This is a genomic window from Candidatus Poriferisodalis sp. (assembly GCF_965204125.1).
In the GTDB taxonomy this organism is placed as follows: domain Bacteria; phylum Actinomycetota; class Acidimicrobiia; order Acidimicrobiales; family Poriferisodalaceae; genus Poriferisodalis.
Map to the genome: position 1 here is coordinate 2,398,893 of NZ_OZ241968.1, position 23,194 is coordinate 2,422,086.

Consider the following 23,194-nt stretch of genomic DNA (forward strand, 5'->3'; position numbering starts at 1 on the left):
GCAGGGTGTGGCCGCTCCGGCCGGGTGCCTCGGGCGGGCTACTCCTCAGGGGGCCGCAGGTCGATGCGCAGTGTCAGGATCCCGTCGTCGAGGGTGGCGCTGGCATCACCGATCATGGCGTAGTCCATGAAGTCCAGTTCGGCCTGACGGATGAAGTGACGCCGTTCCTCGCCCCCGATGGCGGGCAGGTTGCGCTTGCGCACCGCCTCGGCACGCTCGGCGAAGCGGGTGATCATTTCCTGTGGGTCGAAGTTCTCGCTCATGTCGTTCTGGCTCTCATGATGGCTCAGCCGCGGTGCTCACGTCACCTTGCCACCGTCGTGGGGCCGTTCGGCGCAAGTACACGACGAATCCGGTTCCGCTCGCCGCGGTGAGCGCGCCCAGCACCGCCACCAGCAGCCACCACACGCCCAAGCCCGAGCCGACGGCCTCCGACGGCACGCTGGTATGCCCATCGGCCAGCAGCGCCAAGCCCACGCCGATCAACGGGTCGCTCCCGCAGAACCCGCATCGCTTTTGTAGATGTCGTCGATGAACTCGCCCATCGGCGGGCCGGTCTGGTCGGGCTCGGTGAGAAAGCCGTCGTGGCCGTTGTCGCTGTCGATGTCGACGTGCTCGACTCGCATCGTGCCGCGGCTCCGCAGCGCCTCGACGATCCTGAGCTGCTGGGGTCGCGGGTAGAGGAAATCGGTGCGCACGCTCATCACCATGGTCGGCGCGACGATGCGTGCGAGAGCGGCATCGATGCCGCCGCGGCCCCGCCCGACGTCGTGCAGGTCCATCATCTTGTTGAGCACCAGGTAAGTGTTGGCGTCGAAGCGGGGCACGAACTTCGCCCCCTGGTAGTCGAGATAGCTCTCAACGTCGAAGCGCTGCTCAAGCCGCAGCGGAAGCACCGGATCCTCGCTATGGCGGGCGAACCGGCGATCGAACTCGTCGCCGGAGCGGTAGTGGATCATTGCGATCCGCCGTGCATTGGCGAGACCACGATGGGGCCCGTCGCCGTCGGGTGCGTCGTAGTAGCGACCGTCCCTGAAGTTCGGGTCGTCATAGATCGCCTGCCGCCCGACCTTGCTCCAGGCGATCTGCTGCGCGGATGCCTCCGCTGAAGCGGCGATCACGACCAGCGAGCCGACCCGCTGGGGGTACGTGACGCCCCACTCCAGCACGGCCATGCCCCCCATCGAACCGCCCACGACGCTGAGCCAGCGGTCGATGCCGAGGTGCCGGCCGAGCGCCCACTGCGAACGCACGACGTCGCGGTTGGTGACTACAGGAAAATCGGGCCCGTAGCGCTCGCCGGTGGACGGGTTCAGCGACGACGGGCCGGTGCTGCCTTGGCAGCCGCCGAGCACGTTGGCGCACGCGATGAAGTAGCGGTTGGTGTCGAGCGGGCGGCCGGGGCCGATGAAGTCGTTCCACCAACCCTCGGTGATCTGAGCGGGCGGGTGTGCTGCGCCATGAGCGTGCGCATCGCCGGTCAGGGCATGGCAGACCAGCACCGCGTTGGATGCGTCAGCGTCGAGTGCGCCCCAGGTCTCGTACGCGAGCACTGGCTTGTGGAGTACGCCGCCGCCCTCCAGCGTGAACGGACGATCCGGCGAGAGCTCGAAGAACTGCCGCTCGCCCGCGCCGAGGCCCGGGTGCCATGCACCCGAGGCGGGCAGCGGCCAGGCCGCCGCATCGTCGTTCGGGGCGCTCGCGCGCCTCGCACTGTCCACAGCTGAGCCTTCGTCCTGGGCCTTCGATTCCGGAGGCCGGGTTCCAGCGGCCAGATTGCCGCTGGATAGGCAAGGGTACCGGTCGCTTCTGGCCCGTCTAAAGGGAATTTCAGCGGCTGGCGTTGTCGCTGCTGGCCGCGAACGCCGCGAGATCGTCAAGACGCTCGTCGTTCGAGAACATGTCGTGCAGCCGCAACCGCAGGCCGAGCCGACGCTGCAGCTGGCGCACCTCGAGCTCTTCGTCCCACAGGAACATGGTGACGGCGGTGCCGCTGCGGCCTGCGCGAGCCGTCCGACCGGAGCGGTGCAGGTAGGTCTTGTGCTCGGGGGGCACGTTGTAGTGCACCACCACGTCGACCTCATCGATGTGCAGCCCGCGGGCGGCGACATCGGTAGCCACCAGCGCGGCCAGCTTGCCCTTGGCGAAATTGGCGAGCGCACGCTCCCGCTTGACCTGGGGCAGGTCGCCGTGAATGGCGCCTGCTTGCACCCCGGCCTCTCGCAGTTCACGAGTGAGCTGGTCGGCGCCCCGCTTCGTGCGGGTGAACAGCAGCGTGCGCCCGTTCGCCCCGATGATGCGGGCAGCGACCCGTACCCGGTCCATCTTGTGCACCGACATGAACAGGTGCCCCATCTCCGACACGGTCACCTCGCGTTCGGTGACTTCGTGGAAGACCGGGTCTCGCAGGTGCCGCTTCACCAGCGTGTCCACCACGCCGTCGAGTGTCGCCGAGAACAGCAGGGTCTGGTGCTGGCCGTCGATGTGGCGCAGCACCCACTCGACCTGGGGCAGGAACCCCATGTCGGCCATCCGGTCGGCTTCGTCGACTACCACCCGCTGGATGCCCGACACGTTGACTGCGCCGCGGTCGATGAGATCGATGAGCCGTCCGGGCGTGGCAATGACGACGTCCATGCCGCCCGACAGCAGCTCGATTTGGCGGTCGAGATTGGTGCCGCCGTAGGTGGCGATCGACCGCAGGTCGGCTGCCTTGGCCAGCGGCTCGACTACGGCGGCGATCTGGTTCGCCAGCTCGCGGGTCGGCGTGAGCATGAGGGTGGTGGGGTGGCCGTCGGCGGCACGTGGCGTCAGCGCCAGCATGGGCAGGCTGAACGCAAGCGTCTTGCCGGAACCCGTCTTGGCTTTGCCGCAGACGTCTCGGCCGGCGAGAGCTTCGCCGATGGTCAATTCCTGGATGGCGAACGGTTCGGTGATTCCTTGATCAGCCAGGGTGTCGCAGAGGGGTTCGGGTACGCCTAGTTCACTGAATGTTGTCACGGGGGTCTTTTCGAAGGTCGTGGCCCAAGGGTTGCGCTGCCAGCTACGCGAACTGCGACAACGCTGGGCAGTGGGGCCACACGGCGAACTGCCTTGGCTGCCGAGTGTATGGGAGCAGCGGTGCGGGGCGGCGGAGCAGGGGTGCGCCGTCGCCGATCGGCTCGTGAAGCGCAGCGGTTGACGCAACCGAAAATGCCGCCGTCATTCGGGGGGCAGACCACTACCCTGCGAAGTCCCGGGCGGAGTGGCCGAGTGGTTAGGCAGCGGCCTGCAAAGCCGTGTACGCCGGTTCGAATCCGGTCTCCGCCTCGCCGGCCGGCCGGACCCCGAGCAGGCTGAAGGCGTCGGCCGAGCCATATGGGCAGGGTGCTAGCGTGAGTCGCCCTCAGGGCGCTGCGTTAGCTTGCATCGCCCTTCGGGCGATTGGCGCAGTTGGTTAGCGCGCTTGCATGACACGCAAGAGGTCACAGGTTCGACTCCTGTATCGCCCACCCACGGCTTGCTTGCACCGTCGATGGCGCGCAGCCGCTTTGCAAATGCATGCCGTCGACGGCATTGGTCATGTCACCGGCGGCAGCCGACCGTCTGCCGTCCGGCTACATGAGCAGGGATGATCTTGTTCAGTACCAAAATCGATTGAGTGTGACACCCCGCTGGTACGGTCACTGCCGTGTCGCCGCAAGTTTCGCTGCAACCGGCATCGTCGTCTGAAGACCGGCCTCGCAATCGAGCTGCCCACGCACCGTCAGACTCCCTGCGCTTGGAGCGGCACCCGAACGCGCCTAGTCGAGACGACTGGCGCGACTGGGTAGGAGGGATTGATGGACCAGTCGGCGTAGATCTCTTCTGCGGCGCAGGCGGGTTGTCCCTGGGGCTCGAGAATGCGGGCATCCAAGTCATCTTGGCCGTCGATCACGACGAGCACTCCTTGGCGACACATCGCGCAAACTTTCCCGGGCTTGCTCTAGATCTCGACTTGTCCGACACGGCAGGCATCGAGCAAGTCTCGGACCTGCTTGAGGGACTGGATGTCGATGTGCTTGCCGGCGGACCTCCCTGCCAGCCGTTCTCGCTGGCAGGACAGCCCAAGCTTCGGTCACTCGTGGAGCAAGGCGTTCGGCCACGTGAGGACGAGCGACGCGACCTCTGGGCAGCGATGTTGGAGATAGCGGAGCGCATTCAACCGAAGGCCGTGCTCATGGAGAACGTCCCGGGAATGGCGCTCGGTGACGAGTCGGAGATCGTGCGGACCATGGCCGCCCGTCTCGAAGACTCTGGCTACCTCGTTGATTACCGGATCGTCAACGCGAGCGACTACGGCGTTCCCCAGAAGCGGCATTCACCGTGGCGGGGCGATCCTGAGTCTGTCGGGTGCACCGGTGCAAGCGCTGCGCGGCCGTTACTGGACAGATCGTGACACCAAGGGCGCGCTGACATTCGACCAGCGTGTCCCGAAGCTGGCTGACGACTACGAGATGGCTGAAGAACTGTTCAAGTAGAGAGCTTCCTTGGGGCGGCTTGTCGTCGACCGCGAGACGATTCAAGGGGAGTAGGGGGAGTTCGGCATTTGACGAGTCTCAAGCCAAGTTCGCAGGGACGCGGACGAAGAGGACCTCAAGCAGACCGGCCAGCAGAAGGCGCATGAGCAACAGGAAGCGACGATGAGTTTTGAACAATGGGAGGAGCAGGTCCTCCAAGCGCCAGGCGCCGATCGACGCGTTCGCGAAATCGAGGATGAACTGCGAGTGGCAGCCGGCTTGACCGCTCTGCGTGAGAGCGCGGGCCTGTCCCAGCGCGACCTCGCCCAGAGAATCGGCGTGTCGCAACCGCGGATCGCCGCGATCGAATGCTCCCGCAACGCCACCATCGAGGTGCTCCAGCGATACGCCCGAGGACTCGATGGCCGCCTCGAAGTCTCAGTCGTACAGGAAGATCGACGGACGACCTTGCTGTAGAACCTGATTCAGGTGTGCATCCGGATGACGATGCCCGCGAAGCGGCAGCGTTCAAGCATGCCCCAGGTCCGCAGGCCCGGCAGGATCTCCTCGGGTTCGCAGCCGACGAGGTCTGCCGCGAGATGTGGGGCGATGAGTCCGAGGAAATTGTGGGTAGATGAACATAAAAATTCTGGTTAGACAAACGTAACTTTTGTGGTTAGCAAGTAGTCTCCTAGCTGTGGACTACGTGAGACGCCACTTGGAAGCGACGCTCGACGACTCGCTCGAGGCATCTCGTGTCGTCGTGCTGCACGGCGCGCGTCAGTCGGGGAAGACCACGCTGGCGCGTCAGGTTGCGCAGCGGCGCGGTGGCTCGTACGTGACGCTCGACGACGACGCATCGCGGCTAGCCGCGCTGGACGACCCGATGGCGTACTTGTCCCGATTGCAGGCACCAGCGGTGGTCGATGAGGTCCAGGTCGGTGGCGACCGCGTCGTGCGGGCCGTCAAGCGTCTCGTCGACGAGTCCGACGAGCGGGGCCGGTTCCTGCTGACCGGCTCCACGAACTTCTTGTCGGTGCCTGCGATCAGCGAGTCATTGGCCGGCCGGGCACGCATCTTGCGCCTGTTCCCTTTCTCGCAGGCCGAGCTCCACCGCAGCTCCCCGGTCGACCTCGCAGGCTGGTTCGACGCTTGCGAAGTCGAGCCTCCACGCGAGACTGAAAACCGCGCGCAGTACATGAGTCGCTTGTGCAGAGGCGGCTTTCCTGAGGCGGTCGCACTGTCGCCACAGCAGCGCCAAGGCTGGCACGACAGCTACCTCGAGACTGTCATCCAGCGCGACGTCACCGAGCTCGGTGACATCCGCCGAGCCGACGCACTCGTCGATCTGGTCCGCTGGCTGGCAGCGAACACCGCAGGCGAACTCAACGTCCAAGCGGCCTGCGGGCAGCTCGGCATCGATCGCTCCACGTTCGACCGATATTTCGCGTGGCTCCGCACCGTGTTCATGGTCCACACGGTGCCTGCGTGGTCGCGCAAGCACGCCGCCCGCGTCGTCCGACGGCCCAAGCTGCACTTCGCCGACACCGGCATGGCAGCGGCGCTGATGGGCATCGACGCCGACGCCTTGGCCTCACCCACCTCGACAGTCGCCGGCCCACTGCTGGAAACGTTCGTGGTGAACGAACTGGCACAGCAGAACGCCGGCGCAGCGGGCGTGCGAATTCACCACCTGCGCGACTACGACGGCAACGAAGCAGACATCGTGCTCGAACGTCCCGACGGCGCCGTCGCTGCGGTCGAGGTCAAATCAACGGGCAACCCCGGCGAGAACCACCTCAAACCGCTCCGATGGCTGCGAGACCGCCTCGACCGCACTGCTGAAGGCATCTTCCGCATCGGCGTGCTGCTGCACACCGGCCCCCACTGTCACCCCATCGGCGACCGCCTCTGGCTAGCCCCTATCAACACCCTCTGGAACCAACCAGCATCACGCCTCCACCAGATTCAGGCGCCCCCAGAGCCCCCACGAAACTCGGGGTGATTCATCTACAGGGTGGGGTTGGTGAGGCGGCCGAGGAAGAGGATGGCCTGTGTTTCGTTGTGGACGATCGCCCATAGGAAGGGTCGGTCCGCGACGACGGTCAGATCGGGTGGGGGAGGCGCCGATTCGTTGAAGGCCATGGCTGTCGCTGCGGCGGCTTCGGTTCCCTTCTCGTCGACGATCACCTTGGCGCTGTGCAGGGCCGAGGTGATGAAGATGCCCGGGGCGATGCCGTCGAACCTGGCGCCGGGGCAGAACCCCTGTGGGCACAGCCAGGCAAAGAGATCGGCCGGCGGCAGCGTCTGTTCCCACTTGGGCATGGTGAGGTCGACCGTGCCCCGTCGTGTTGATTGGGCCAGCTCGGCCAAGGATGCGGCGTCGAGTGAATCCTCGACCGCCGCGAGGCCGTCGGGTTCGTGGGGGACGATGAGCCACATGGCCAGTTCGCGGCGCAGGTATGGCAGCTCCACGGCGTCGGCGCCGTCCAGCCGTACATAGCGGCGGGTGACAGCTTCTGCGTCGTGCATGAATGGCACGGTCACTGCCTGGCCAGTGTCGGTAGTGAATTCGCCGTCGCTGGTGAGCCCGGCCAAGAACGGCGTGCTCCAGTCGGCCTTGAGGTACACGGTGTTCACCAGGATCAGTTTCTGGCCCTGGACGGTGGCCTGGTTGACGATCGTGGGGATGAGGCCGCGGGTGCGTCCCGATATCCACTCGTTGATGACAGCGGCCGCTGCGTCGCCGTCGGCTGTGTCGACCGGCTGGATCGTCGCGCCGTAGTGCGCTGCTGCGGTCTCTAGGAACGCGGGTCGTGGCGAGAATCCGTCGTCGGGAAACAGCCTGTTGGCAACTTCGATGGTGTTGGGCTCCGCCGAAGCCCTTGCCAGCACGAAGTCGACCGCATTCGCAGCGCTGTGGCTGCCCTGTTCGGGAAAGCCGAAGACGTCGTCGAGCACAGCCGCAGTGTCAGGCGACGCTCCGGCACGGCTCAGGCTGAAGGCGATGCCGATGCTCGTGGGGCTCGACACAGCGTTGCCTTGCAAGTGCCGGTGGAAGTCCCAGCCAGCAGCGTTGACCCCCGCGACCCACTCAGCCGCCGGAGCATCGGGATCAGCCGGCAAACGATCAGTAACAGGCTCGATGACTGCGGGAATGGCCGGCTCGGCAGCAGCCGTACTGGCAGACGGTGCTGTCGCCGTGGTCCCGGCTCCTCCGCCGGCTGTGGGCTCGACGGCGTCCGTCGAAGTGCCGCAGGCGGCGACACAGCACAGCACGACCAGGAAGCCGAACAGCCGGTTCATGCCCGTTCGAAGCTACAGCGACCCGCGGCTCACCGATGCTCAGATCTCACATCCTGCATACGTCTCCTGATTGTGCGGCAGAGCCTGATCGGTGATGTCGTGACTCGAGGGGGTGCCGGTCGGGCTGCGGTCCGTGCTCCCGATCCTGAATGTTCCGGGTCGGCGTGCCAGAATTCGCGGCGCTATGAGCGACAGCAGCGGGGACACAGCGGGGGAGCGGCCGCTTGAGGGCATCCGGGTGCTGGATTTCACGCGTGTGGTGGCGGGACCGCTGGCCACCCGGATGATGGCCGACATGGGAGCCGAGGTCATCAAGATCGAACCGGTCGACGGCGATCTGAGCCGCACCTTCCCGCCGTACGTGCCGGGCGACGTGAATCCGTACTTCTCTCAGCAGAACGCCGGCAAACGCTTCTGCTCGATCGATCTGCGGGCGCCGGGCGCCCCGGAGCTCGTGCGGGAACTCGTCGGCCGCTGCGATGCGGTGGTGGAGAACTACCGGCCCGGCGTGATGGCCAAGTTCGGGCTCGGGCCCGACGAGATGTGCGCCGCACACCCCGCACTCGTGTACTGCTCGGTCACCGGATTCGGCCAGACCGGACCGTGGGCCGACAAGCGGGCATACGCACCTGTCGGCCACATGGAGTCGGGCTACATCGACTACGCCGTCCGCGAGACCGGCGCCCGACCTGAGAACCCGCCGCTGGTGGTGGGCGACATCGTGACAGCGATGTCGGCGGCCGCAACCGTCAACGCCATGCTGGTGAAGGCGGCACGGACGGGCCGGGGCGGCCACATCGACGTGTGCATGGTGGAAGCGATGGTGTACATCCAGGAGTGGTCAGCGCTGGAGCTGGCGGGCGGCTGGGACGGGCCCAACGCAGGCCTCGCCCACGAATGCCCGATCCTGGTGCTGCCCGACGGGCGGGTGTGGGCCATCGCCGGCAACCCCGCAGCGTGGTTCGACGACCTGCTCAAGGCCATGGGCCGACCCGAGCTGGCCGATGACCCTCGATTCGCCACGCCTGCAGCCCGCATGGCCAACCGCTATGAGCTGTACGACGAGATGACCCAGTGGGCGGCAGGATTCGCCGACGTGGACGACTTCCGGCAAGCCATCGAAGCGGGCACTCCGTTCAGCGTGGCCGAGATGCGTTCCCTCTCCGAGCTGGCGGGAACCGATTGGGCTACGCATCGCGGGTTGCTGGCCGACACCGCCTCGGGCTTCGCCGTACCCGCACGTCCGGCGCTCGGCTCAGGCATCGGCACCGACGGCCATGTCGCAGCCCGCGGAGCCGACAACCGTGACGTCATCGGCGGGCTGCTCGGGTATGACAACCAACGGCTCGACCAGCTCGAAGCTGCCGGGGTGCTCGTCACCGCCTGAAACCTCCCTCACGAGGCTCGCCATTAGCTTGAGCCCGTGCGAATCGGAGTTCTGACTGGCGGAGGCGACTGCGCCGGCCTGAACGCGGCGATCCGGGCAGTCGTTCGAGCGGCCAGCCATGAGTTGGACCGCAGCGTCATCGGCTACCGGCGCGGCTGGAACGGCGTGCTCGAGGGCGACAGCGTGAAGCTCGATTCCGAGGCGATGCGGGGTGCGCTGCCACGCGGCGGCACGATGCTCGGCACCTCTCGCAGCAGCCGACGCCTTGAGACCGAGGGTGCGGCGCCGCTGATAGCGCAGCTCGAGCGAGACGGCGTCGACGCGCTGGTGACGATCGGCGGCGACGGCACGCTGATCACCGCCGCACGGCTCTCCGACGCCGGGTTCCCGGTGATCGCAGTGCCCAAGACGATCGACAACGACGTGCACGGAACCGATGTCTGCATCGGATTCGATACGGCGCTGGGAGTGGCCACCGAGGCGGTTGACCGGCTCCACACCACCGCCGAATCGCACAACCGGATCATGGTGCTCGAGGTGATGGGCCGCCAAGCCGGTCACATAGCGGCCGGTGCGGGCATCGCTGGGGGCGCCGCTGCCATCCTCGTGCCCGAAGCGCCGTTCAACATCGACGGCATCGCCGAGCGTCTCATTGCGCGGCATCACCGCGACCGCAATGCGTCCATCGTGGTGGTCGCCGAGGGCGCGGTTCCCGACAGCAGCGTCGAGACGCCAGACACTGGCACCGACGAATGGGGCAACCGGATCCTCGACGGCATGGGGCAGTTCGTGGGCGATCTGCTGGCGGAGCGCACGGGCTACGACACGCGCACGACGGTGCTGGGGTACATCCAGCGCGGCGGGCCGCCGACGCCGGCCGACCGGTTGCTTGGCAGCCGGCTCGGAGCCCGAGCGGTCGAGGTGCTCATGGAGGGCACATCGGGATGCATGGTCGGCGTGCACTCGACGGGCATCGCCCTGCAGCCGCTCGCCGAGGTCGCGGGCCGCACCCGTTATCTCAGCGAGGACCAACTGGAGCTGCTGGACCTGATCTCCACTGCGCCGGTGCTGACGCCGCTGCGCACCTCGCGGCGGTGGTTCTGAGGCCGGTTCCGACACTGGCCGGCCGGCACCGCACGCTGGGCCGCACGGTAAGGTGACCGCGACAACACATACCGGGGAGCCCAGAGGGCTGAGAGGGCGACAGCAGTGCCGTCGCCGACCCGAGAACCTGATCTGGGTAATGCCAGCGGAGGAAGCACATGACCACCCACCGAGTGCGCAGGCCGTACCGTCTCGCTGTTGCCGTCGCAGCCACCATGCTGCTGGTCGCAGCCTGCGGTGACGGCGACGCTCCCGAGACCAACATTCCAGCTCCGCCTCCCGAGACCGAATCTCCGGCGGAGGACGCGGCGGCCCCGGCGACGACCACCACCGAGCCGTCGATCGAAGGCACGACCGTGACGCTGATCACTCACGACTCGTTCAACCTGTCCGACGGGACGCTCGAGGAATTCACGGCGCAGACCGGCGTGACGGTGGAACTGCTCGAAGTCGGCGATGCCGGCACGCTGGTGGCTGAGGCGATCCTCACCAAGGGCGCGCCGTTGGGCGATGTGCTGTTCGGCATCGACAACACGTTCCTGCAGCGCGGCCTCGACGCCGGCATCTTCAAGCGGTATGAATCGCCTGCGCTTGCCGGCGTGCCCGAGGATCTGCAGATCGATTCGCGCCATCGCGTCACCCCGGTGGACTACGGCGACGTGTGCGTGAACTACTGGAAGGACGCGGTGCCGTGGGAGCCCGTGACCCTCGACGAGCTGACGTTCCCCGAGTTCGCCGACCAACTGGTCGTGCAGCATCCGGAGACCTCCTCGCCGGGCCTGGCTTTCCTGCTCGCCACCATTGCCGCCTTCGGCGACGGGTGGGAGCTGTACTGGGAGGACTTGCGGGCAAATGGCGTCACGGTCACCGCCGGCTGGGAGGACGCTTACTACGGCGAGTTCATCTCCGGCGGGGGCGAACGGTCAATGGTCGTGTCGTACGCCTCCAGCCCGCCGGCCGAGGTGATCTACGCCGATCCGCCGACCGACACAGCGCCGACAGGGGTCATCACCGAGTCGTGTTACCGCCAGATCGAATTCGCGGGCATCTTGACCGGAACCGACAACGAGGCCGGAGCGCGTGCGCTCATCGACTTCATGCTGAGCGAGACATGGCAGAACGACGTTCCGCTCAACATGTTCGTCTACCCCGTCATCGAGAGCGCGACCCTCCCGCCTGAGTTCGTCGAACACACCGCAGTGCCCCCGCATCCGCTGATGCTCGACCCGGCGGAGATCGAGGCCAACCGCGACGCCTGGACCGAGCGGTGGGTGGAGATCGTGCTGCGCTGAGCGCACTGCCCGCCCACTGGCCCAGCCGATGGGCAATGTGACCGTGGCCCGGCCTCCCCGGCGGAGCCAGATGGCGGCCGTCGGCGGCTGGGCGCTCGCCGCCACCGCACCGCTCGCGTTCCTGGCGGTGTTCTTCGCCTACCCGGTGCTCACCGTGGTGGCAGACGGGCTCAACAGCCTCGGCGATCTGCTGGGGCGCTCCTCGATTCGCGGGGTGATGTGGTTCACCGTCTGGCAGGCTGTCGCATCGACCGCCCTCACCCTCGCAGTGGGCATTCCGGCGGCGGCAGCGCTGGCACGGCTGCGACCGAGGACGCGGCGGGTGGTCCGTGCTGTCATCACTGTTCCGTTCGTGCTGCCGACGGTGGTGGTAGCTGGTGCCTTCGAAGCCGTCTTCGATCGCTTCGGCCTTGATGGGGGAGCCCTGTCGCTGCACCACACCGTGTGGGCGATCCTGCTGGCGCACGTCTTCTTCAACTACGCCGTGGTGGTGCGGACGGTGGGCTCGTGGTGGGCCGGCCTGGACGGTCGCAACGCGGATGCGGCGGCGGTGCTCGGCGCGACGCCTGTGCGCGCGTTCGGTTATGTGACCTGGCCGCTCTTGCGGCCTGCGGTCGCGGCCTCAGCGGCTGTCACGTTCCTGTTCTCGTTCACGTCGTTCGGAGTGATCCTGATTCTCGGCGGCCCGACACGCGCCACGGTCGAGACCGAGATCTACCGGTACGCCATCACGCGGCTCGACTTCTCGACGGCCGCCGCGCTGGCGCTCTGCCAGCTCGTTGCCGTTGCGGCCCTGGTCGCACTGGCAGGTGTGGCTGAGCGGCGCCGGGCAGTGGCTCGGCGGGTGCCCGGACGAACCGCACCGCGGCGGCGCCGCAGCGTGATCGCTGTCAATGCCGCAGTGGCCGTGATGCTGCTGGGCGTGCCGATCATCACGCTGGTGGAGCGGTCATTCGCGACCGGCGGCGGGTATGGAGTGGCCAATTTCGCTGCGCTGGCCGATCGCGTGCAGATGCTGCCGACAACCGCGCTCGCAGCGCTGCGCCACTCTCTGGGATTCGCCGTGCTGGCGACATTGATTGCCACCGGCATCGGCGCATTGGCGTCGTTCGTGGTGGTGGGGGGCCGGGCGCACGCCGCAGCGGCGGCCCGCGCGAGCTGGCTCCGGCGACTCTTCGACGTCGGGTTGACCTTGCCGCTCGGCGTGTCCGCCGTGACCGTGGGGCTCGGGATGCTGCTGGCGCTCGACACGCCTCCGCTCGAATTCCGCACGGCGTGGTGGATCATTCCTGTCGCGCACGCCCTGGTCGGGATGCCGTTCGTCGTCCGAACGCTGGTGCCGACGCTGCGCTCGATCGACGACCGGTTGCGGGAAGCGGCATCGGTGCTCGGTGCCTCGCCGTTGCGCACCCGTCGCGAGGTCGACGTTCCGATCGCCTCACGGGCTGTTGCGGTAGGCGCGGCATTTGCCTTCGCCGTATCACTCGGCGAGTTCGGTGCGACGGCGTTCCTGCCTCGGCGGCCCGACACGCTGACCGCACCGCTCGCGCTGTTCCGGTTGCTTGGCACGCCCGGAGAGACATTGCAGGGTCAAGCCATGGCGCTCGCCGTCGTACTCATGGCTGCGACGGCTGCGTCGGTGCTGGTGATCGAAGGCCTGCGCCGCACCGACGAGTCGCTGTTCTAGGCGTCCTTGGCGGGGCTAAGAGGCTTTCCAGAGGCGGTGCCCCTCCATCCACAGCAGGATCGGCAACGCCGTGTCGATCAGGTGCCAGATCGTGAAGTTGTCGCCGCCGTCGACCATTGCTCGAAACCAATTCGGGACGAAGGCGATCGTCACGGCGACAGCGAAGATGAACATGGCCCGGGCGCTGCGATCATTGAAACTGGCCGCCGACCGCCGCTGCCACGTGGTGATCAACACCAGCGCCAGTGCGGCCGCCATGAACCAGTCGAGGACGTTCCACACATCGAGGTTGGCGGGATCGCCGGGTTCGTCGCCGGGGCCATAGAAGGGGAAGGCGAAGAAGTTGACCACTACGGCGGCGGCGACCAGCTTGAGATAGATCGCTACGGGCTTGGCGAAGATCATGTGTCGGGCCTCCTTCGGCAGCTTTGTCGGACCGGGCACCATGGTGGTCGCCGTCAAGCCTCCAGTGCGGGATGGCCGACGAAGTGGTCGAGCGCGGCGGGGTCGTCGATGGCCTCGACGTTGGCCACCGGTCGGCCCTCCACGACGTCTCGAATCGCCAGCTCCACCAGCTTTCCCGAACGGGTGCGCGGGATCGCCGGCACTTGGGCGATCACTGCGGGCACATGCCGGGGAGACGCCCCGGAACGGATCTGTAAACGGATGCGGCCGACCAGCTCGTCGTCGAGCGTCACGCCCTCGCGCAGTTTCACGAACAGCACCACCCGGGTGTCGGTGCTGGCCGCCGCTTCGCCGCCGGCAGGCACTCGCTGGCCGATCACCACGCTCTCCAGCACCTCGTCGATCTGGTCGACTTGGCGGTAGATCTCCGCGGTGCCGATGCGCACCCCGCCGGGATTCAGCGTGGCGTCAGATCGGCCGCTGATGATCATGCCGCCGGCAGGCGTCCATTCGGCGAAGTCGCCGTGGTGCCACACGCCCTCGAAGCGCTCGAAGTACGCGGATCGGTAGCGCGCGTCGCCCGGGTCGTCCCAGAAGCGCAGCGGCATGGACACGAAGGCGTTGCGACACACGAGCTCCCCCTGCGTGCCCGCGCCGAGCGACGCGCCGTCGGCATCGGCCACGTCGACGTCGAGGCCGAGTGCAGCCGCCTGGATCTCGCCGCGGCGGACCGGGCCCGTCGGGTCGCCGATCACGAATCCGCCGCAGATGTCGGTGCCCCCGGAGAACGAGGCCAGGTGCACGTCGGCCTTCACCTGCTCGTACACCCAGTCGAAGCCCTCGGGCGCCAGGGGAGAACCGGTGGAGGAGATCGTGCGCACCGTGTCCAACGCATGGGTCTGCACTGGTCGCAGACCGGCCTTCATGGCGCCCTCGATGAATTTGGCGCTGACGCCGAACAGCGTGACGCCCCAGTCGTCGGCCACGTCGAACAGCCGCGCCGGGCTCGGATGGAACGGCGACCCGTCGTACAGCACCAGCGATGCGCCGCTGGCGAGCCCCGCGACGAGCCAGTTCCACATCATCCAGCCGGTGGTGGTGAAGTACATGACGCGATCACCGGGCCGGACATCGAAGTGCAGCCGCTGCTCGCTCCACAGCTTGAGCAGCGCGCCGCCCGCCCGGTGCACGATGCACTTCGGCTTCCCGGTGGTGCCAGATGAGTAGAGGATGTACACCGGCTGGTCGAAGCCGAGCCGTTCGAAGGTCAGGTCGTCGCCGGTGGCGACGCGATGAGGTGCCAGCCACTCTGTCCACGATGTCGCCGACCCCGACACATCGCCTGATGGAGCGGGTGCGCTGCGGTCGTACGGAGCAATAACGAGCCGCCGCAGGGACGCACCCGTCGTTCCCAGGCTGGCGGCCACCTCGGCCGCCTTGCTGGCCGTGTGATGGCGCACGCCGTTGTAGTAGTAGCCGTCGACGGCGACCATGACGGTCGGGGAGATCTGGCCAAAGCGGTCGAGCACGCCGTCGATGCCGAAATCGGGGCTGACCGACGAGTACACGGCGCCCAGCGACGCCGTGGCCAGGAACACGATGAGCGCTTCGGGGCCGTTGGGGAGCATTGTGGCCACCCGGTCGCCCACGCCGACTCCGTCGGCCGCCAGTGCTCGCTGGCACGCTGCCACCTCGGCGCGCAGCTCGCCGTGCGTCATCGCCAGCTGCGCTGCGTCCTCGCCGATGAACGCCAGGGCCGTGTCGTCGGCGTGTGGCCCGCCCGCAGTGACGGGCCGCAGGTAGTGCTCGGCGATGTTCAGGCTGGAGCCGGCGAAGAACTCCAGACCAGGGCCTGGCGTCGCGCCACCTGCTGTCGAGGCGGCATCGCCCTGCGACCCTGCGGCGACGAAGTTAGAACCGAGCTCGCCGATGCCGTCGCAGAACTCCCACACGGCGCGCCAGAACGCCCCTGGATGCTGCACGGACCACGCGTGCAGATTCGCGTAGGTGTTCCGGTCGAGCCCGATTCCGACCCGTTCGGCGAACTGCCAGAGCTGGGTTCCCACACGTCGCTGGGCATCAGGCCGCCACAGCACGGGCGCATCGTCGACTGCGGGGCTCTCGCTGTCTGCTGAGCTGCTCATCGAGCGCAACATAGTCAGCCGCTGTCACGTCCTCCGTTTCGATGGGTGAGGCGGCAGCCACGGAATCGCTCTGAGCCGTGCGGGTAGTGTCCCCACCCATGGACGGCATCTGCGACGACCTTCAGGCAGAGAACGACGCGCTCGGCGACGTGGTCGGTGACCTCAGCGAGGAGCAGTGGCGCCTGCCCACACCTGCTGAGGGCTGGGACAGCCGCGAGACGATGGTGCATCTGGGAATGACCGACTGGGTGGCGACGGTAGCCGTCGTCGATCCCGAGCACTTCGACGACTTCAAGGCGGCTGCGGCGCGTGGCGAGATGGATCTGCACACCGCAGCCGGGTTCGACTTCGCCTCCATGTCCGGGGCGGAGATCTGGGAATGGCTCTGTGCCGAGCGCACCAAGATGCTGGATGCCGTGCGCCCGCTCGATCCCAAGGACCGGATTCCTTGGTTCGGACCATCCATGGGGGCCCTGTCGTTCGTTACCGCCCGGCTCATGGAGACGTGGTCGCACGGGCATGACGTGGCCGACACCCATGGCAGGGAGTTGCCACGCACCGATCGGCTCCGCCATGTTGCCCATATCGGCGTGAGCACGCGCGGCTGGAGCTACGCGAATCGGGGCCTCGAGGTGCCCGACGGACCAGTACGTGTCGAGCTGGATGCTCCGAGCGGAGACGTGTGGACCTGGGGTCCCGAGGATGCGGCCGACAGAGTGAGCGGCGACGCCTACGAGTTCTGCCTCGCGGTTACTCAGCGGCGACACCACACCGAGACCGGGTTGTCGGTCACCGGCCCGCTGGCGACAGGGTGGATGGACATCGCCCAGGCATTCGCCGGACCGCCGACCGACGCCGAGAGCCGCCGCGCCGCTTGAGCGCGATGCGGATCGGCGCGCTGGCGGACGCTGTGCTGAGGCGCGCCCAGGGGGCGCGGTGCTGATCGTCGGTCTGACGGGCGGCATCGGCTCCGGCAAGAGCACCGTGGCGCGGCTGCTGGCAGGTCACGGAGCGGCCGTAGTGGACGTCGATGCCCTGGGCCGCGAGATCATCGCTCCCGGCGGGTCGGCGGTAGAGGCCGTGATTGAGCGATTCGGCAGCGAACTGGCAGGTCCCGACGGCGGCATTGACCGTCCTGCGCTCGCGTCGATCGTGTTCAGCGATCCCGACGAGCTCGCGGCGCTCAATGAGATCAGCCATCCGGCGATCAACGAACTGCTCGACGAGCGGATCGAGTCCATCGGGGAGGCCGGCGCGACCGACGTCGTCGTGCTCGACATGGCTGTGCTCACCGAGAGCACGCTGGGGCGCAACACCCGCTTCCCCTATGAGGTTGTGGTGACCGTGGAGGCGCCACCCGATGTGCGCCTCGAGCGGCTCATCGAGCGCGGCATGACGGCCGACGATGCCAAGGCGCGACTGGCTTCGCAGGCCACCGACGAGCAACGGCGGGAAGCCGCGAACTTCGTCGTCGGAAACGGCGGCGGGAGCGACGAGCTGGCCGATGCCACGACGGAGCTGTGGGACGCGTTGCGCCGACTGGCAGACGAGCGCTCCGCATGAGCCCGGAAGCGCCGCCCGCCCGCTACCCGCCGCAGAACCACATCCTGCGGCACCTGCGTCTCAGCCATCAGATGACAGGCGACGGCACGCTGACCGCGACCATGCCGATCCTGGACGATCTCGCCGACGGTCCACTGGCCGAGGGAGGCTGGCTGCGGCTCGGCGCCGTCGCCACGCTGGTCGACTCGGTGGCGGGGCATCACGCCGTGCTGCAGGTGACGCCCGACTGGTCGGCCACGCTGCACCTGTCGACGGTGCTGGCTGCCCGGGCCGAGGGTGAGGTGGTGACCGCTCGCTGCACGCCATTGCGGGTCGGCCGGAACCAAGTCGTCACCGAGACCTCGGTGACCGATGAAGCGGGAACCGAAGTTGCCCGCTCGACCTGCACCTACGCCCGCCTTCCCCGGCGAGACGACACGCCGGTGGTGGATTCCACGGCGCGCGAGAGCACGGTGGACTACCGGGAGGACGACGAGCTCGACCCCCGGCCGGCGCTCGACGACTATTTGCGGATCACCCCGGTGCCCGGCGAGCCGCGCATCGAACTGCCGATGCATAACCGCATCCGAAACTCCTTCGGCTCGCTGCAGGGCGGGGCGTCGATCGTGGTGGCCGAGGTCATGGCGAACCATCTCGCCGGCATGGCGGTCGGCGGCGAGCGCACATCACGCTGCGTGTTCGCCGACGTGCATTACTTGGCGCCGGGCCGCGGCGGTCCGTTTCGCATTGACGGCGAAGTACTTGCGCGCACTGGTCACCTGGTTACCACCCGCACCCGGATCTTCGAGACCGCCGGCGACACCGACCGGCTGCTGCAGACCGCCACCGCGACAGCGGCGTATCTCGACTGAGCGCGCTGGGCCGAAACGCGCATGCCGTGTGTCACACCGGCCCTCTACCGTGCAGGGCATGACCACGCCGCCGCGCAACGCTCCGGCCCGGCCTCGAGCCGGTTTGCCGCGGCTGGCAGCGTTCGACATCGACGGCACGCTGATCAACCGCCATGGCGTGCTCACCGAGCGGACTGCTTCGGCACTGCGAGCACTTGCCGCGGCGGGCGTCGTCACCGCTTTGGCCACCGGCCGCCCGTGGCCGCAGGCCCAGTCGGTAGTGCGCCAGGCGTCGGGCGTGTCATATGCGGTGTGTCTCAATGGGGCGGTGGTGATGGACGCCGTCGCGGGCGAGCAGATCGCCGATCGCGCAATGACGCACATTGAGGCCATCGAGGCGGCGGAGATTGCCCGCAAGCTGGTGCCAGACGTGCGGTTCGGGCTCGACATGGCCGACGGCCGGCACGTGTGGGAGCACGACTTCGCTCCGGCAATGCCCGTCGACCTGCTTGCAGACATCAGCGTTGACCGCGTCGACGATGCACTCAGCGCCGTCGACGGGCCTGTCCTGACGTGGCTGGTGCATGCGCCCGGCGTCGACACGCTGACGCTCATTGACGAGCTGTCGCCGGACATGCCGCTCGGCACCGAGATCCGCCCGTCTGGCTTGGACATGGCAGAGATCGCGGCGGCTGGGGTGAGTAAGTCAGCAGGGCTGGAGATCATCTGCCAGCGCTACGGCTTCGACGCCGCAGACGTCCTGGCATTCGGCGACGGGCTGAACGACATCGACATGCTGCGCTGGGCCGGCCAGGCGGTCGCGATGTCCAATGCTCCCGACTCGGTCCACGATGCGGCCGACCGGGTCGCACCGAGCAACGAGGACGATGGCGTTGCCGTCGTCGTCGAGGCGATGCTTGCCGGCGAAGGCGGGCCGCTGGCTGGGCGCGGCGGTGCGTTCGCCGCTGCGCCGCCCGACGGGAGGTCCGATGGCTGAGGAGGAGCGCCGTTCGGTATGGGAGCGAATGCGGCGCGGCATGGCCGACCACAACGCCAAGGCCCCGCGCACGCCCCTGGGAATGCCCGAAGTTGTCGATGACGACGACGCAACCGACGCTGCGGACGACACGCCCGACGGGGCGACCGCCGAACTCGTGCTGGAGCGCATCCACCACTACCGGGACACCATCCGCAGCTACCAGGTTCTCATTGAGAACCAGCGAGTCGGGCAGATCCGCGACGACCAGACCGAGCACTTCGTACTGCGTCCAGGCAGCTACACGCTGCGTCTGCAACTGCTGTGGATCTTCAGCCCCAGAGTGGTAGTCGAGCTGCCCGCTGGCACCGAGACGCGCTTGATCTGTGGCCCCAACGGCGGGATTCTGCAAGCGTGGCGCCTCTTCTTCGCCCCGACGACGGCGATCTTCCTCCGCTTTGCGGAGGAAGCGTGATGCAGGCTGCGCTTTGCGCAGGAAGCGTGATACAGGCTCCGCTTTGCGGAGGAAGCGTGTCACGGCTGGCGACTCACCGACGAAGCCTGAGCAGGGGTCGACGGTAGGGTTCGCCGCCATGAGCGAGCGGCAGGCATCTGCGAGCACAGCGTCGGGTGGCGAGCTCAGATCCGAGCTAGATGCCTGGCTCGCGGACAACTGGGATCCCGAGGCCAGCGTGCAGGAATGGTGGCAGCGGTTGGCTGCCGCCGGGCTGTCCAATCCGACGCTGCCCGAGCCGCACGGCCGGGGCTGGGGCCGCAGCGAGACACGGGTGCTGGTCGAAGCGATGCGTGCAGTTGGTGCCATCGGAGCGCCGGCAGGGCTGGGCATGCTGCTGGCGGCGCCCACCGTTCTCGAGCACGGCACACCCGAACAGATCGAGCGATTCGTGCCAGCCATTCTGAACGGCACCGAATCATGGTGTCAGCTCTTCTCAGAGCCCGGAGCCGGCAGTGACCTCGCCGGCCTGCAAACCAAGGCCATTCGCGACGGCGACGAGTGGATCGTCACCGGGCAGAAGGTGTGGACCTCCGAAGGCTCCCATGCCGACTTGGGCATGCTCGTCGCCCGCACTGACCCCGAGGCGCCGAAGCACCGCGGACTCACCTGGTTCGCGTTCGAGATGGAACAGGACGGCGTGGAGGTTCGGCCCCTGCGCGAGATGACCGGCCGGTCGCTGTTCAACGAGGTGTTCATTGACGGGGCTCGGGTGCCCCACGCCAATGTCATCGGCGAGCTGAACGACGGCTGGCGCGTGACCAACACGACGCTCATGGTCGAGCGGGCAGGCATAGGCGGCAGCCACGGGCTCGCATTCGCAGCGGCACATCCCGGCTCCATCGCCGGCCACCTCGATCGGCCGGCCGGCACGTTCCGGGGCAAGCGGCTCCCGCTGGCGGCTGGGGGAGTGGGCCCCGGTACGTTCAACCAGCTCAGCGAGGAGGCCCGCGCCCGTGGCCGCGGCGGCGACCTGATCGTCCGCCAAGAACTCGCAGCGCTGCACACCGATCTTGAGGTGATGCGGTTATCGGCCATGCGCAGTCGCCAGAAGTCCCAGCGCACGGGTGGCGAGGGCAACTTGGCGAAGCTGCGCATGACCGCGGCCCTGCGCCGCGCCCGGTCGCTGGCGAGCACCATCCTCGGCGCGGACATGACCCTGTGGGGCGATGAAGCCGCGAGCGGCGGCGTGCTGCAGGAGATGGCGGTCTTCTCGCCGGCGCCGTCGATCTACGGCGGCACCGACGAGATCCAGCGGAACATCCTCGGCGAGCGGGTGCTGGGCCTCCCCAGGGAACCCGGACCCGATCCGGCTACGCCTTTCCGGGAACTTGCCCAGAACGCCACGTCTTGGTAGCGCGCTGTACCTTGCCCGGGGCCGTCGGGGCGCGTGCGCCCAGCGGGCGGCACAGAATGTGAAGCGGTGAGCATGACCGAACCGCCCCAGGGTCCGGAGTCGCCGCAGGGCCTCGAGATCCTGCCCGAGGGCGGGGCCGACTTTGCCAGTGTGCAGGAGGCGGTGGTGGAGCGACGGCCGTCGTCGGCGCCGCGCTTGGCCGTGTTCGCGAGCCTTGCGGCGGCGTTGGCCGTAGCTGCACTGGTCGTGGCGTGGGTGCGCAGCGACGGCGAGCCCGATGCCGCACTGGCGCCGGCGACCACCACAACCGAACCCCCGGCGACGACGACCACGACGGCACCAGCGCAGCCGCCGCGCACGACGCTGCCGCCGCCGACTGCGCTCGACGCCGCCGTCGGCGAGCTGCCGCCTGCACGTCCCGCCGCCGAGATGATCGCCACGCTCGCCGGTGACCCGACCGGCAACATTCGCGGCTTCCTGTACCAGCTCGATCTGCTGACCGGGGAAGCACGGTATGTGCCATTACCGGGCCTGCCGCACACGCTCGTCGATCTCGACGGGGCGATCGTGGTGGGCATCAGGCGCGACGTGCTGCGGGTGGACATCGAAAGCGGCGACACCGTCGTCATCGCCGAGGACGTGACCGAGGTGCTGCCCGCTCACAGCCCGCCGGGCATCGTCGGGGTGGTGCGCGGCACTGAGCATCTGTTCGCCCGCGTGGTCGGCCCCGACGGCGTGTTCCGCTCGGCGGTGCAGATGCCCAACGAGGCGATCGTGCACGGCGCGCTCGGCGACCATGTCGTCGTGTCCATGGCGGGCAGCGTGATGGCACTCGACGGGCGAAACGCGGCGCTGCAGCTCGGTGCGGGCCGGGTGCTCGCCGTGGGCGACGGTCATGTTGTGCGGCTGCAGTGCGAGGAGTACGGCTGCCAGATCACCGACACCTCGTTCAGCGCCACTGTGGGCCCAGATCGCCGCGACGACTGGTGCGAGGAGATCTGCGAAGAGGCGTCAGGCCGATTCGGCGAGCGCGACGACCAAGCCGAGCTGGCGCAGGACTGCTCGACGTTCTGCGAGGGCTACCCGATTGCCACCGGGGTGATCTCAGAGCGGCGAGTGGAGTTGCCCGCAGAGCTGCAAGCGGCGTCGCCCGATCGCTGGAGCGAGCAAGGGCTGATGTCGCCGGACGGCAATCGCATCGCGCTGCGGCTCCTGCATGGCAACGGCACGCCGGCAGGCGTCGTGGTGGTGGACCTCGCCGAGGATTGGGGTCGCCACTCGCCCGAGATCGGCGTCGACCTCGGAGACATGGCGTGGGCACCCGACAGCCGATACCTGCTGTACACGCTCGACAACGACGTCATGGTGTGGGATGTCGAGGCTGCCGAGGGCGAGCTGCCGTCTGGCCGGGCTCATATAGGCGAACCGCTGGGGCAGCTCATTTTGCGGCGAGCTGGTCCGGGGTGACGATCACGAACAGACCGGTGGCCTCGATGAGCGGCGAGGTGTCGGGTGATGCGCTGGCTGCGCGTACAGCGAGCTCGACGTGCGATTTGCGCCCCTCGCGCCGGGTCTCGCGCCCGGAGAAGATCACCGGCTCGTCGATCGGGACGCCGCCCCGGTAGTCGATCTCCAAGCGGGCCGTGTAGGCGGCGATGCCCAGGCACACCATCAGGTAACCGAGCACGTCATCAACCACGGCACACACGGAGCCGCCGTGTGCACGTCCCGGTGCACTCTCGAAGGCGGCACCGAAGGTGACCCGCGCCCTCACTCCGTCGCCGTCACGACGCATGTCGACTTCCATAGCGGTTGGATTTGCAGGTCCGCTGAAGGCTCGGTCGCTGAATGCCATGACTTCGGCACCGTCAGCAGGCCGAGGATCGGTGTAGCGACGGGCGAAGTAGTCCGCCGGGCGCGGAACCGGTGCGGAGCCGGCTTCGAGCCGCTCGGCGGTCGCCTCGGCCCACGCAGCGATCTCCGCCAGCGTCTCTGGGTCGGTGCGATGACGCACGAATGCGTGCGCCAGCCGTCGCAATGCCCCCGCCGCAGCGCTGCGTTCGACGAGCTGGGCGTCGGGATAGATCAGGTGCAGGTCGGCGCCAGCGTCGAGTTCGGCGTCGCCGTGCGGCGACGGGTCGTCCACGGGCC

Annotated in this window: 22 protein-coding genes, 2 tRNA genes and 1 riboswitch; of the genes, 16 read left to right on the forward strand and 8 right to left on the reverse strand. The window is 67.9% G+C overall.

Annotation, left to right across the window (positions count from 1 at the left end):
* Positions 1-38 precede the first annotated feature (38 nt).
* The 4 genes from ACOGXD_RS11195 to ACOGXD_RS11210 all read right to left on the reverse strand — a co-directional run bounded on the left by ACOGXD_RS11195 (position 39) and on the right by ACOGXD_RS11210 (position 3,000).
* Positions 39-263, reverse strand: a complete 225-nt coding sequence (locus tag ACOGXD_RS11195) for a hypothetical protein (protein ID WP_419915132.1) — start codon at positions 261-263, stop codon at positions 39-41.
* A gap of 13 nt (positions 264-276) precedes the next feature.
* Positions 277-486, reverse strand: a complete 210-nt coding sequence (locus tag ACOGXD_RS11200) for a hypothetical protein (protein WP_419915133.1) — start codon at positions 484-486, stop codon at positions 277-279.
* Positions 483-1,721, reverse strand: coding sequence for a homoserine O-acetyltransferase MetX (metX, locus tag ACOGXD_RS11205; protein WP_419915134.1), 1,239 nt, complete (start codon positions 1,719-1,721; stop codon positions 483-485). The genes ACOGXD_RS11200 and metX overlap by 4 nt, the downstream gene beginning before the upstream one ends.
* A 109-nt stretch (positions 1,722-1,830) precedes the next feature.
* Entirely contained in the window at positions 1,831-3,000 is a 1,170-nt protein-coding gene (locus tag ACOGXD_RS11210) for a DEAD/DEAH box helicase (RefSeq protein ID WP_419915135.1), read from the reverse strand.
* Positions 3,001-3,238: 238 nt separating this feature from the next.
* Between ACOGXD_RS11210 and ACOGXD_RS11215 the strand changes: the two genes are divergently transcribed.
* The 5 genes from ACOGXD_RS11215 to ACOGXD_RS11235 all read left to right on the forward strand — a co-directional run bounded on the left by ACOGXD_RS11215 (position 3,239) and on the right by ACOGXD_RS11235 (position 6,483).
* Positions 3,239-3,309: transfer RNA gene (locus tag ACOGXD_RS11215), tRNA-Cys, on the forward strand.
* A 108-nt stretch (positions 3,310-3,417) separates the two neighbouring features.
* Positions 3,418-3,491: transfer RNA gene (locus ACOGXD_RS11220), tRNA-Val, on the forward strand.
* Between the two features lie 179 nt (positions 3,492-3,670).
* The gene (locus ACOGXD_RS11225; protein ID WP_419915136.1) at positions 3,671-4,417 is read left to right on the forward strand and encodes a DNA cytosine methyltransferase; all 747 of its coding nucleotides are present in this window, start codon (positions 3,671-3,673) and stop codon (positions 4,415-4,417) included.
* Positions 4,418-4,661: 244 nt separating this feature from the next.
* The gene (locus ACOGXD_RS11230; protein ID WP_419915137.1) at positions 4,662-4,955 is read left to right on the forward strand and encodes a helix-turn-helix domain-containing protein; all 294 of its coding nucleotides are present in this window, start codon (positions 4,662-4,664) and stop codon (positions 4,953-4,955) included.
* A 220-nt stretch (positions 4,956-5,175) separates the two neighbouring features.
* A complete protein-coding gene (locus tag ACOGXD_RS11235) occupies positions 5,176-6,483 on the forward strand; it encodes an ATP-binding protein (protein ID WP_419915138.1) in 1,308 nt (435 codons plus the stop codon).
* A 5-nt stretch (positions 6,484-6,488) separates the two neighbouring features.
* On the opposite strand, the gene ACOGXD_RS11240 is transcribed toward ACOGXD_RS11235, so the two are convergent.
* The gene (locus ACOGXD_RS11240) at positions 6,489-7,784 is read right to left on the reverse strand and encodes a serpin family protein (RefSeq protein ID WP_419915139.1); all 1,296 of its coding nucleotides are present in this window, start codon (positions 7,782-7,784) and stop codon (positions 6,489-6,491) included.
* A 184-nt stretch (positions 7,785-7,968) separates the two neighbouring features.
* Here ACOGXD_RS11240 and ACOGXD_RS11245 point away from each other — a divergent pair, with 184 nt between their 5' ends.
* The 4 genes from ACOGXD_RS11245 (at position 7,969) to ACOGXD_RS11260 (ending at position 13,254) form a co-directional block, all read left to right on the forward strand.
* Positions 7,969-9,171 carry a CaiB/BaiF CoA transferase family protein gene (locus tag ACOGXD_RS11245; RefSeq protein WP_419915140.1) on the forward strand — a complete coding sequence of 401 codons (1,203 nt, stop codon included), beginning with the start codon at positions 7,969-7,971 and terminating at the stop codon, positions 9,169-9,171.
* 36 nt (positions 9,172-9,207) lie between these two features.
* Complete coding sequence (locus tag ACOGXD_RS11250) at positions 9,208-10,275, forward strand: 6-phosphofructokinase (protein WP_419915141.1); 1,068 nt, start codon at positions 9,208-9,210, stop codon at positions 10,273-10,275.
* Between the two features lie 62 nt (positions 10,276-10,337).
* Positions 10,338-10,446: riboswitch (TPP riboswitch) on the forward strand.
* A complete protein-coding gene (locus ACOGXD_RS11255; RefSeq protein ID WP_419915142.1) occupies positions 10,434-11,567 on the forward strand; it encodes a thiamine ABC transporter substrate-binding protein in 1,134 nt (377 codons plus the stop codon). Its footprint overlaps the riboswitch before it by 13 nt.
* A gap of 70 nt (positions 11,568-11,637) precedes the next feature.
* Entirely contained in the window at positions 11,638-13,254 is a 1,617-nt protein-coding gene (locus ACOGXD_RS11260; RefSeq protein ID WP_419917397.1) for an ABC transporter permease, read from the forward strand.
* Positions 13,255-13,269: 15 nt separating this feature from the next.
* Here ACOGXD_RS11260 and ACOGXD_RS11265 read toward each other — a convergent pair whose 3' ends face one another.
* Together ACOGXD_RS11265 and ACOGXD_RS11270 are read right to left on the reverse strand one after the other, a co-directional pair.
* Positions 13,270-13,659, reverse strand: a complete 390-nt coding sequence (locus tag ACOGXD_RS11265; RefSeq protein ID WP_419915143.1) for a hypothetical protein — start codon at positions 13,657-13,659, stop codon at positions 13,270-13,272.
* 53 nt (positions 13,660-13,712) lie between these two features.
* On the reverse strand, positions 13,713-15,803 hold the full coding sequence (locus tag ACOGXD_RS11270) for an acetoacetate--CoA ligase (RefSeq protein WP_419915144.1): 2,091 nt from the start codon (positions 15,801-15,803) through the stop codon (positions 13,713-13,715).
* A gap of 98 nt (positions 15,804-15,901) precedes the next feature.
* Between ACOGXD_RS11270 and ACOGXD_RS11275 the strand changes: the two genes are divergently transcribed.
* The 7 genes from ACOGXD_RS11275 to ACOGXD_RS11305 all read left to right on the forward strand — a co-directional run bounded on the left by ACOGXD_RS11275 (position 15,902) and on the right by ACOGXD_RS11305 (position 22,510).
* Complete coding sequence (locus tag ACOGXD_RS11275) at positions 15,902-16,681, forward strand: TIGR03084 family metal-binding protein (RefSeq protein WP_419915145.1); 780 nt, start codon at positions 15,902-15,904, stop codon at positions 16,679-16,681.
* A gap of 58 nt (positions 16,682-16,739) precedes the next feature.
* A complete protein-coding gene (gene coaE / locus ACOGXD_RS11280; protein ID WP_419915146.1) occupies positions 16,740-17,366 on the forward strand; it encodes a dephospho-CoA kinase in 627 nt (208 codons plus the stop codon).
* Positions 17,363-18,217 (forward strand): hypothetical protein, encoded by an 855-nt coding sequence (locus ACOGXD_RS11285; RefSeq protein ID WP_419915147.1) that lies wholly within the window; start codon positions 17,363-17,365, stop codon positions 18,215-18,217. The genes coaE and ACOGXD_RS11285 overlap by 4 nt, the downstream gene beginning before the upstream one ends.
* A gap of 58 nt (positions 18,218-18,275) precedes the next feature.
* On the forward strand, positions 18,276-19,193 hold the full coding sequence (locus ACOGXD_RS11290) for an HAD family hydrolase (protein ID WP_419915148.1): 918 nt from the start codon (positions 18,276-18,278) through the stop codon (positions 19,191-19,193).
* Positions 19,186-19,647, forward strand: coding sequence for a hypothetical protein (locus tag ACOGXD_RS11295; protein WP_419915149.1), 462 nt, complete (start codon positions 19,186-19,188; stop codon positions 19,645-19,647). Before ACOGXD_RS11290 ends, ACOGXD_RS11295 begins: the two co-directional genes overlap by 8 nt.
* A 118-nt stretch (positions 19,648-19,765) precedes the next feature.
* Positions 19,766-21,043 (forward strand): acyl-CoA dehydrogenase family protein, encoded by a 1,278-nt coding sequence (locus tag ACOGXD_RS11300; protein WP_419915150.1) that lies wholly within the window; start codon positions 19,766-19,768, stop codon positions 21,041-21,043.
* Positions 21,044-21,109: 66 nt separating this feature from the next.
* The gene (locus ACOGXD_RS11305) at positions 21,110-22,510 is read left to right on the forward strand and encodes a hypothetical protein (RefSeq protein WP_419915151.1); all 1,401 of its coding nucleotides are present in this window, start codon (positions 21,110-21,112) and stop codon (positions 22,508-22,510) included.
* On the opposite strand, the gene ACOGXD_RS11310 is transcribed toward ACOGXD_RS11305, so the two are convergent.
* Positions 22,482-23,189 carry a hotdog domain-containing protein gene (locus tag ACOGXD_RS11310; protein ID WP_419915152.1) on the reverse strand — a complete coding sequence of 236 codons (708 nt, stop codon included), beginning with the start codon at positions 23,187-23,189 and terminating at the stop codon, positions 22,482-22,484. The two genes, ACOGXD_RS11305 and ACOGXD_RS11310, sit on opposite strands and share 29 nt — an antisense overlap.
* Between the last annotated feature and the right edge of the window lie 5 nt (positions 23,190-23,194).

What these genes read in the sequence shown, in the direction of transcription:
- ACOGXD_RS11275 (WP_419915145.1), top strand. Translation starts at nt 15,902, where the DNA reads ATGGACGGCATCTGCGACGACCTTCAGGCAGAGAACGACGCGCTCGGC.
- ACOGXD_RS11260 (WP_419917397.1), top strand. Translation starts at nt 11,638, where the DNA reads ATGGCGGCCGTCGGCGGCTGGGCGCTCGCCGCCACCGCACCGCTCGCG.
- ACOGXD_RS11300 (WP_419915150.1), top strand. Translation starts at nt 19,766, where the DNA reads ATGAGCGAGCGGCAGGCATCTGCGAGCACAGCGTCGGGTGGCGAGCTC.
- ACOGXD_RS11245 (WP_419915140.1), top strand. Translation starts at nt 7,969, where the DNA reads ATGAGCGACAGCAGCGGGGACACAGCGGGGGAGCGGCCGCTTGAGGGC.
- ACOGXD_RS11265 (WP_419915143.1), bottom strand. Translation starts at nt 13,659, where the DNA reads ATGATCTTCGCCAAGCCCGTAGCGATCTATCTCAAGCTGGTCGCCGCC.
- ACOGXD_RS11240 (WP_419915139.1), bottom strand. Translation starts at nt 7,784, where the DNA reads ATGAACCGGCTGTTCGGCTTCCTGGTCGTGCTGTGCTGTGTCGCCGCC.
- ACOGXD_RS11285 (WP_419915147.1), top strand. Translation starts at nt 17,363, where the DNA reads ATGAGCCCGGAAGCGCCGCCCGCCCGCTACCCGCCGCAGAACCACATC.
- ACOGXD_RS11290 (WP_419915148.1), top strand. Translation starts at nt 18,276, where the DNA reads ATGACCACGCCGCCGCGCAACGCTCCGGCCCGGCCTCGAGCCGGTTTG.
- ACOGXD_RS11255 (WP_419915142.1), top strand. Translation starts at nt 10,434, where the DNA reads ATGACCACCCACCGAGTGCGCAGGCCGTACCGTCTCGCTGTTGCCGTC.
- ACOGXD_RS11295 (WP_419915149.1), top strand. Translation starts at nt 19,186, where the DNA reads ATGGCTGAGGAGGAGCGCCGTTCGGTATGGGAGCGAATGCGGCGCGGC.
- ACOGXD_RS11270 (WP_419915144.1), bottom strand. Translation starts at nt 15,803, where the DNA reads ATGAGCAGCTCAGCAGACAGCGAGAGCCCCGCAGTCGACGATGCGCCC.
- ACOGXD_RS11195 (WP_419915132.1), bottom strand. Translation starts at nt 263, where the DNA reads ATGAGCGAGAACTTCGACCCACAGGAAATGATCACCCGCTTCGCCGAG.
- ACOGXD_RS11230 (WP_419915137.1), top strand. Translation starts at nt 4,662, where the DNA reads ATGAGTTTTGAACAATGGGAGGAGCAGGTCCTCCAAGCGCCAGGCGCC.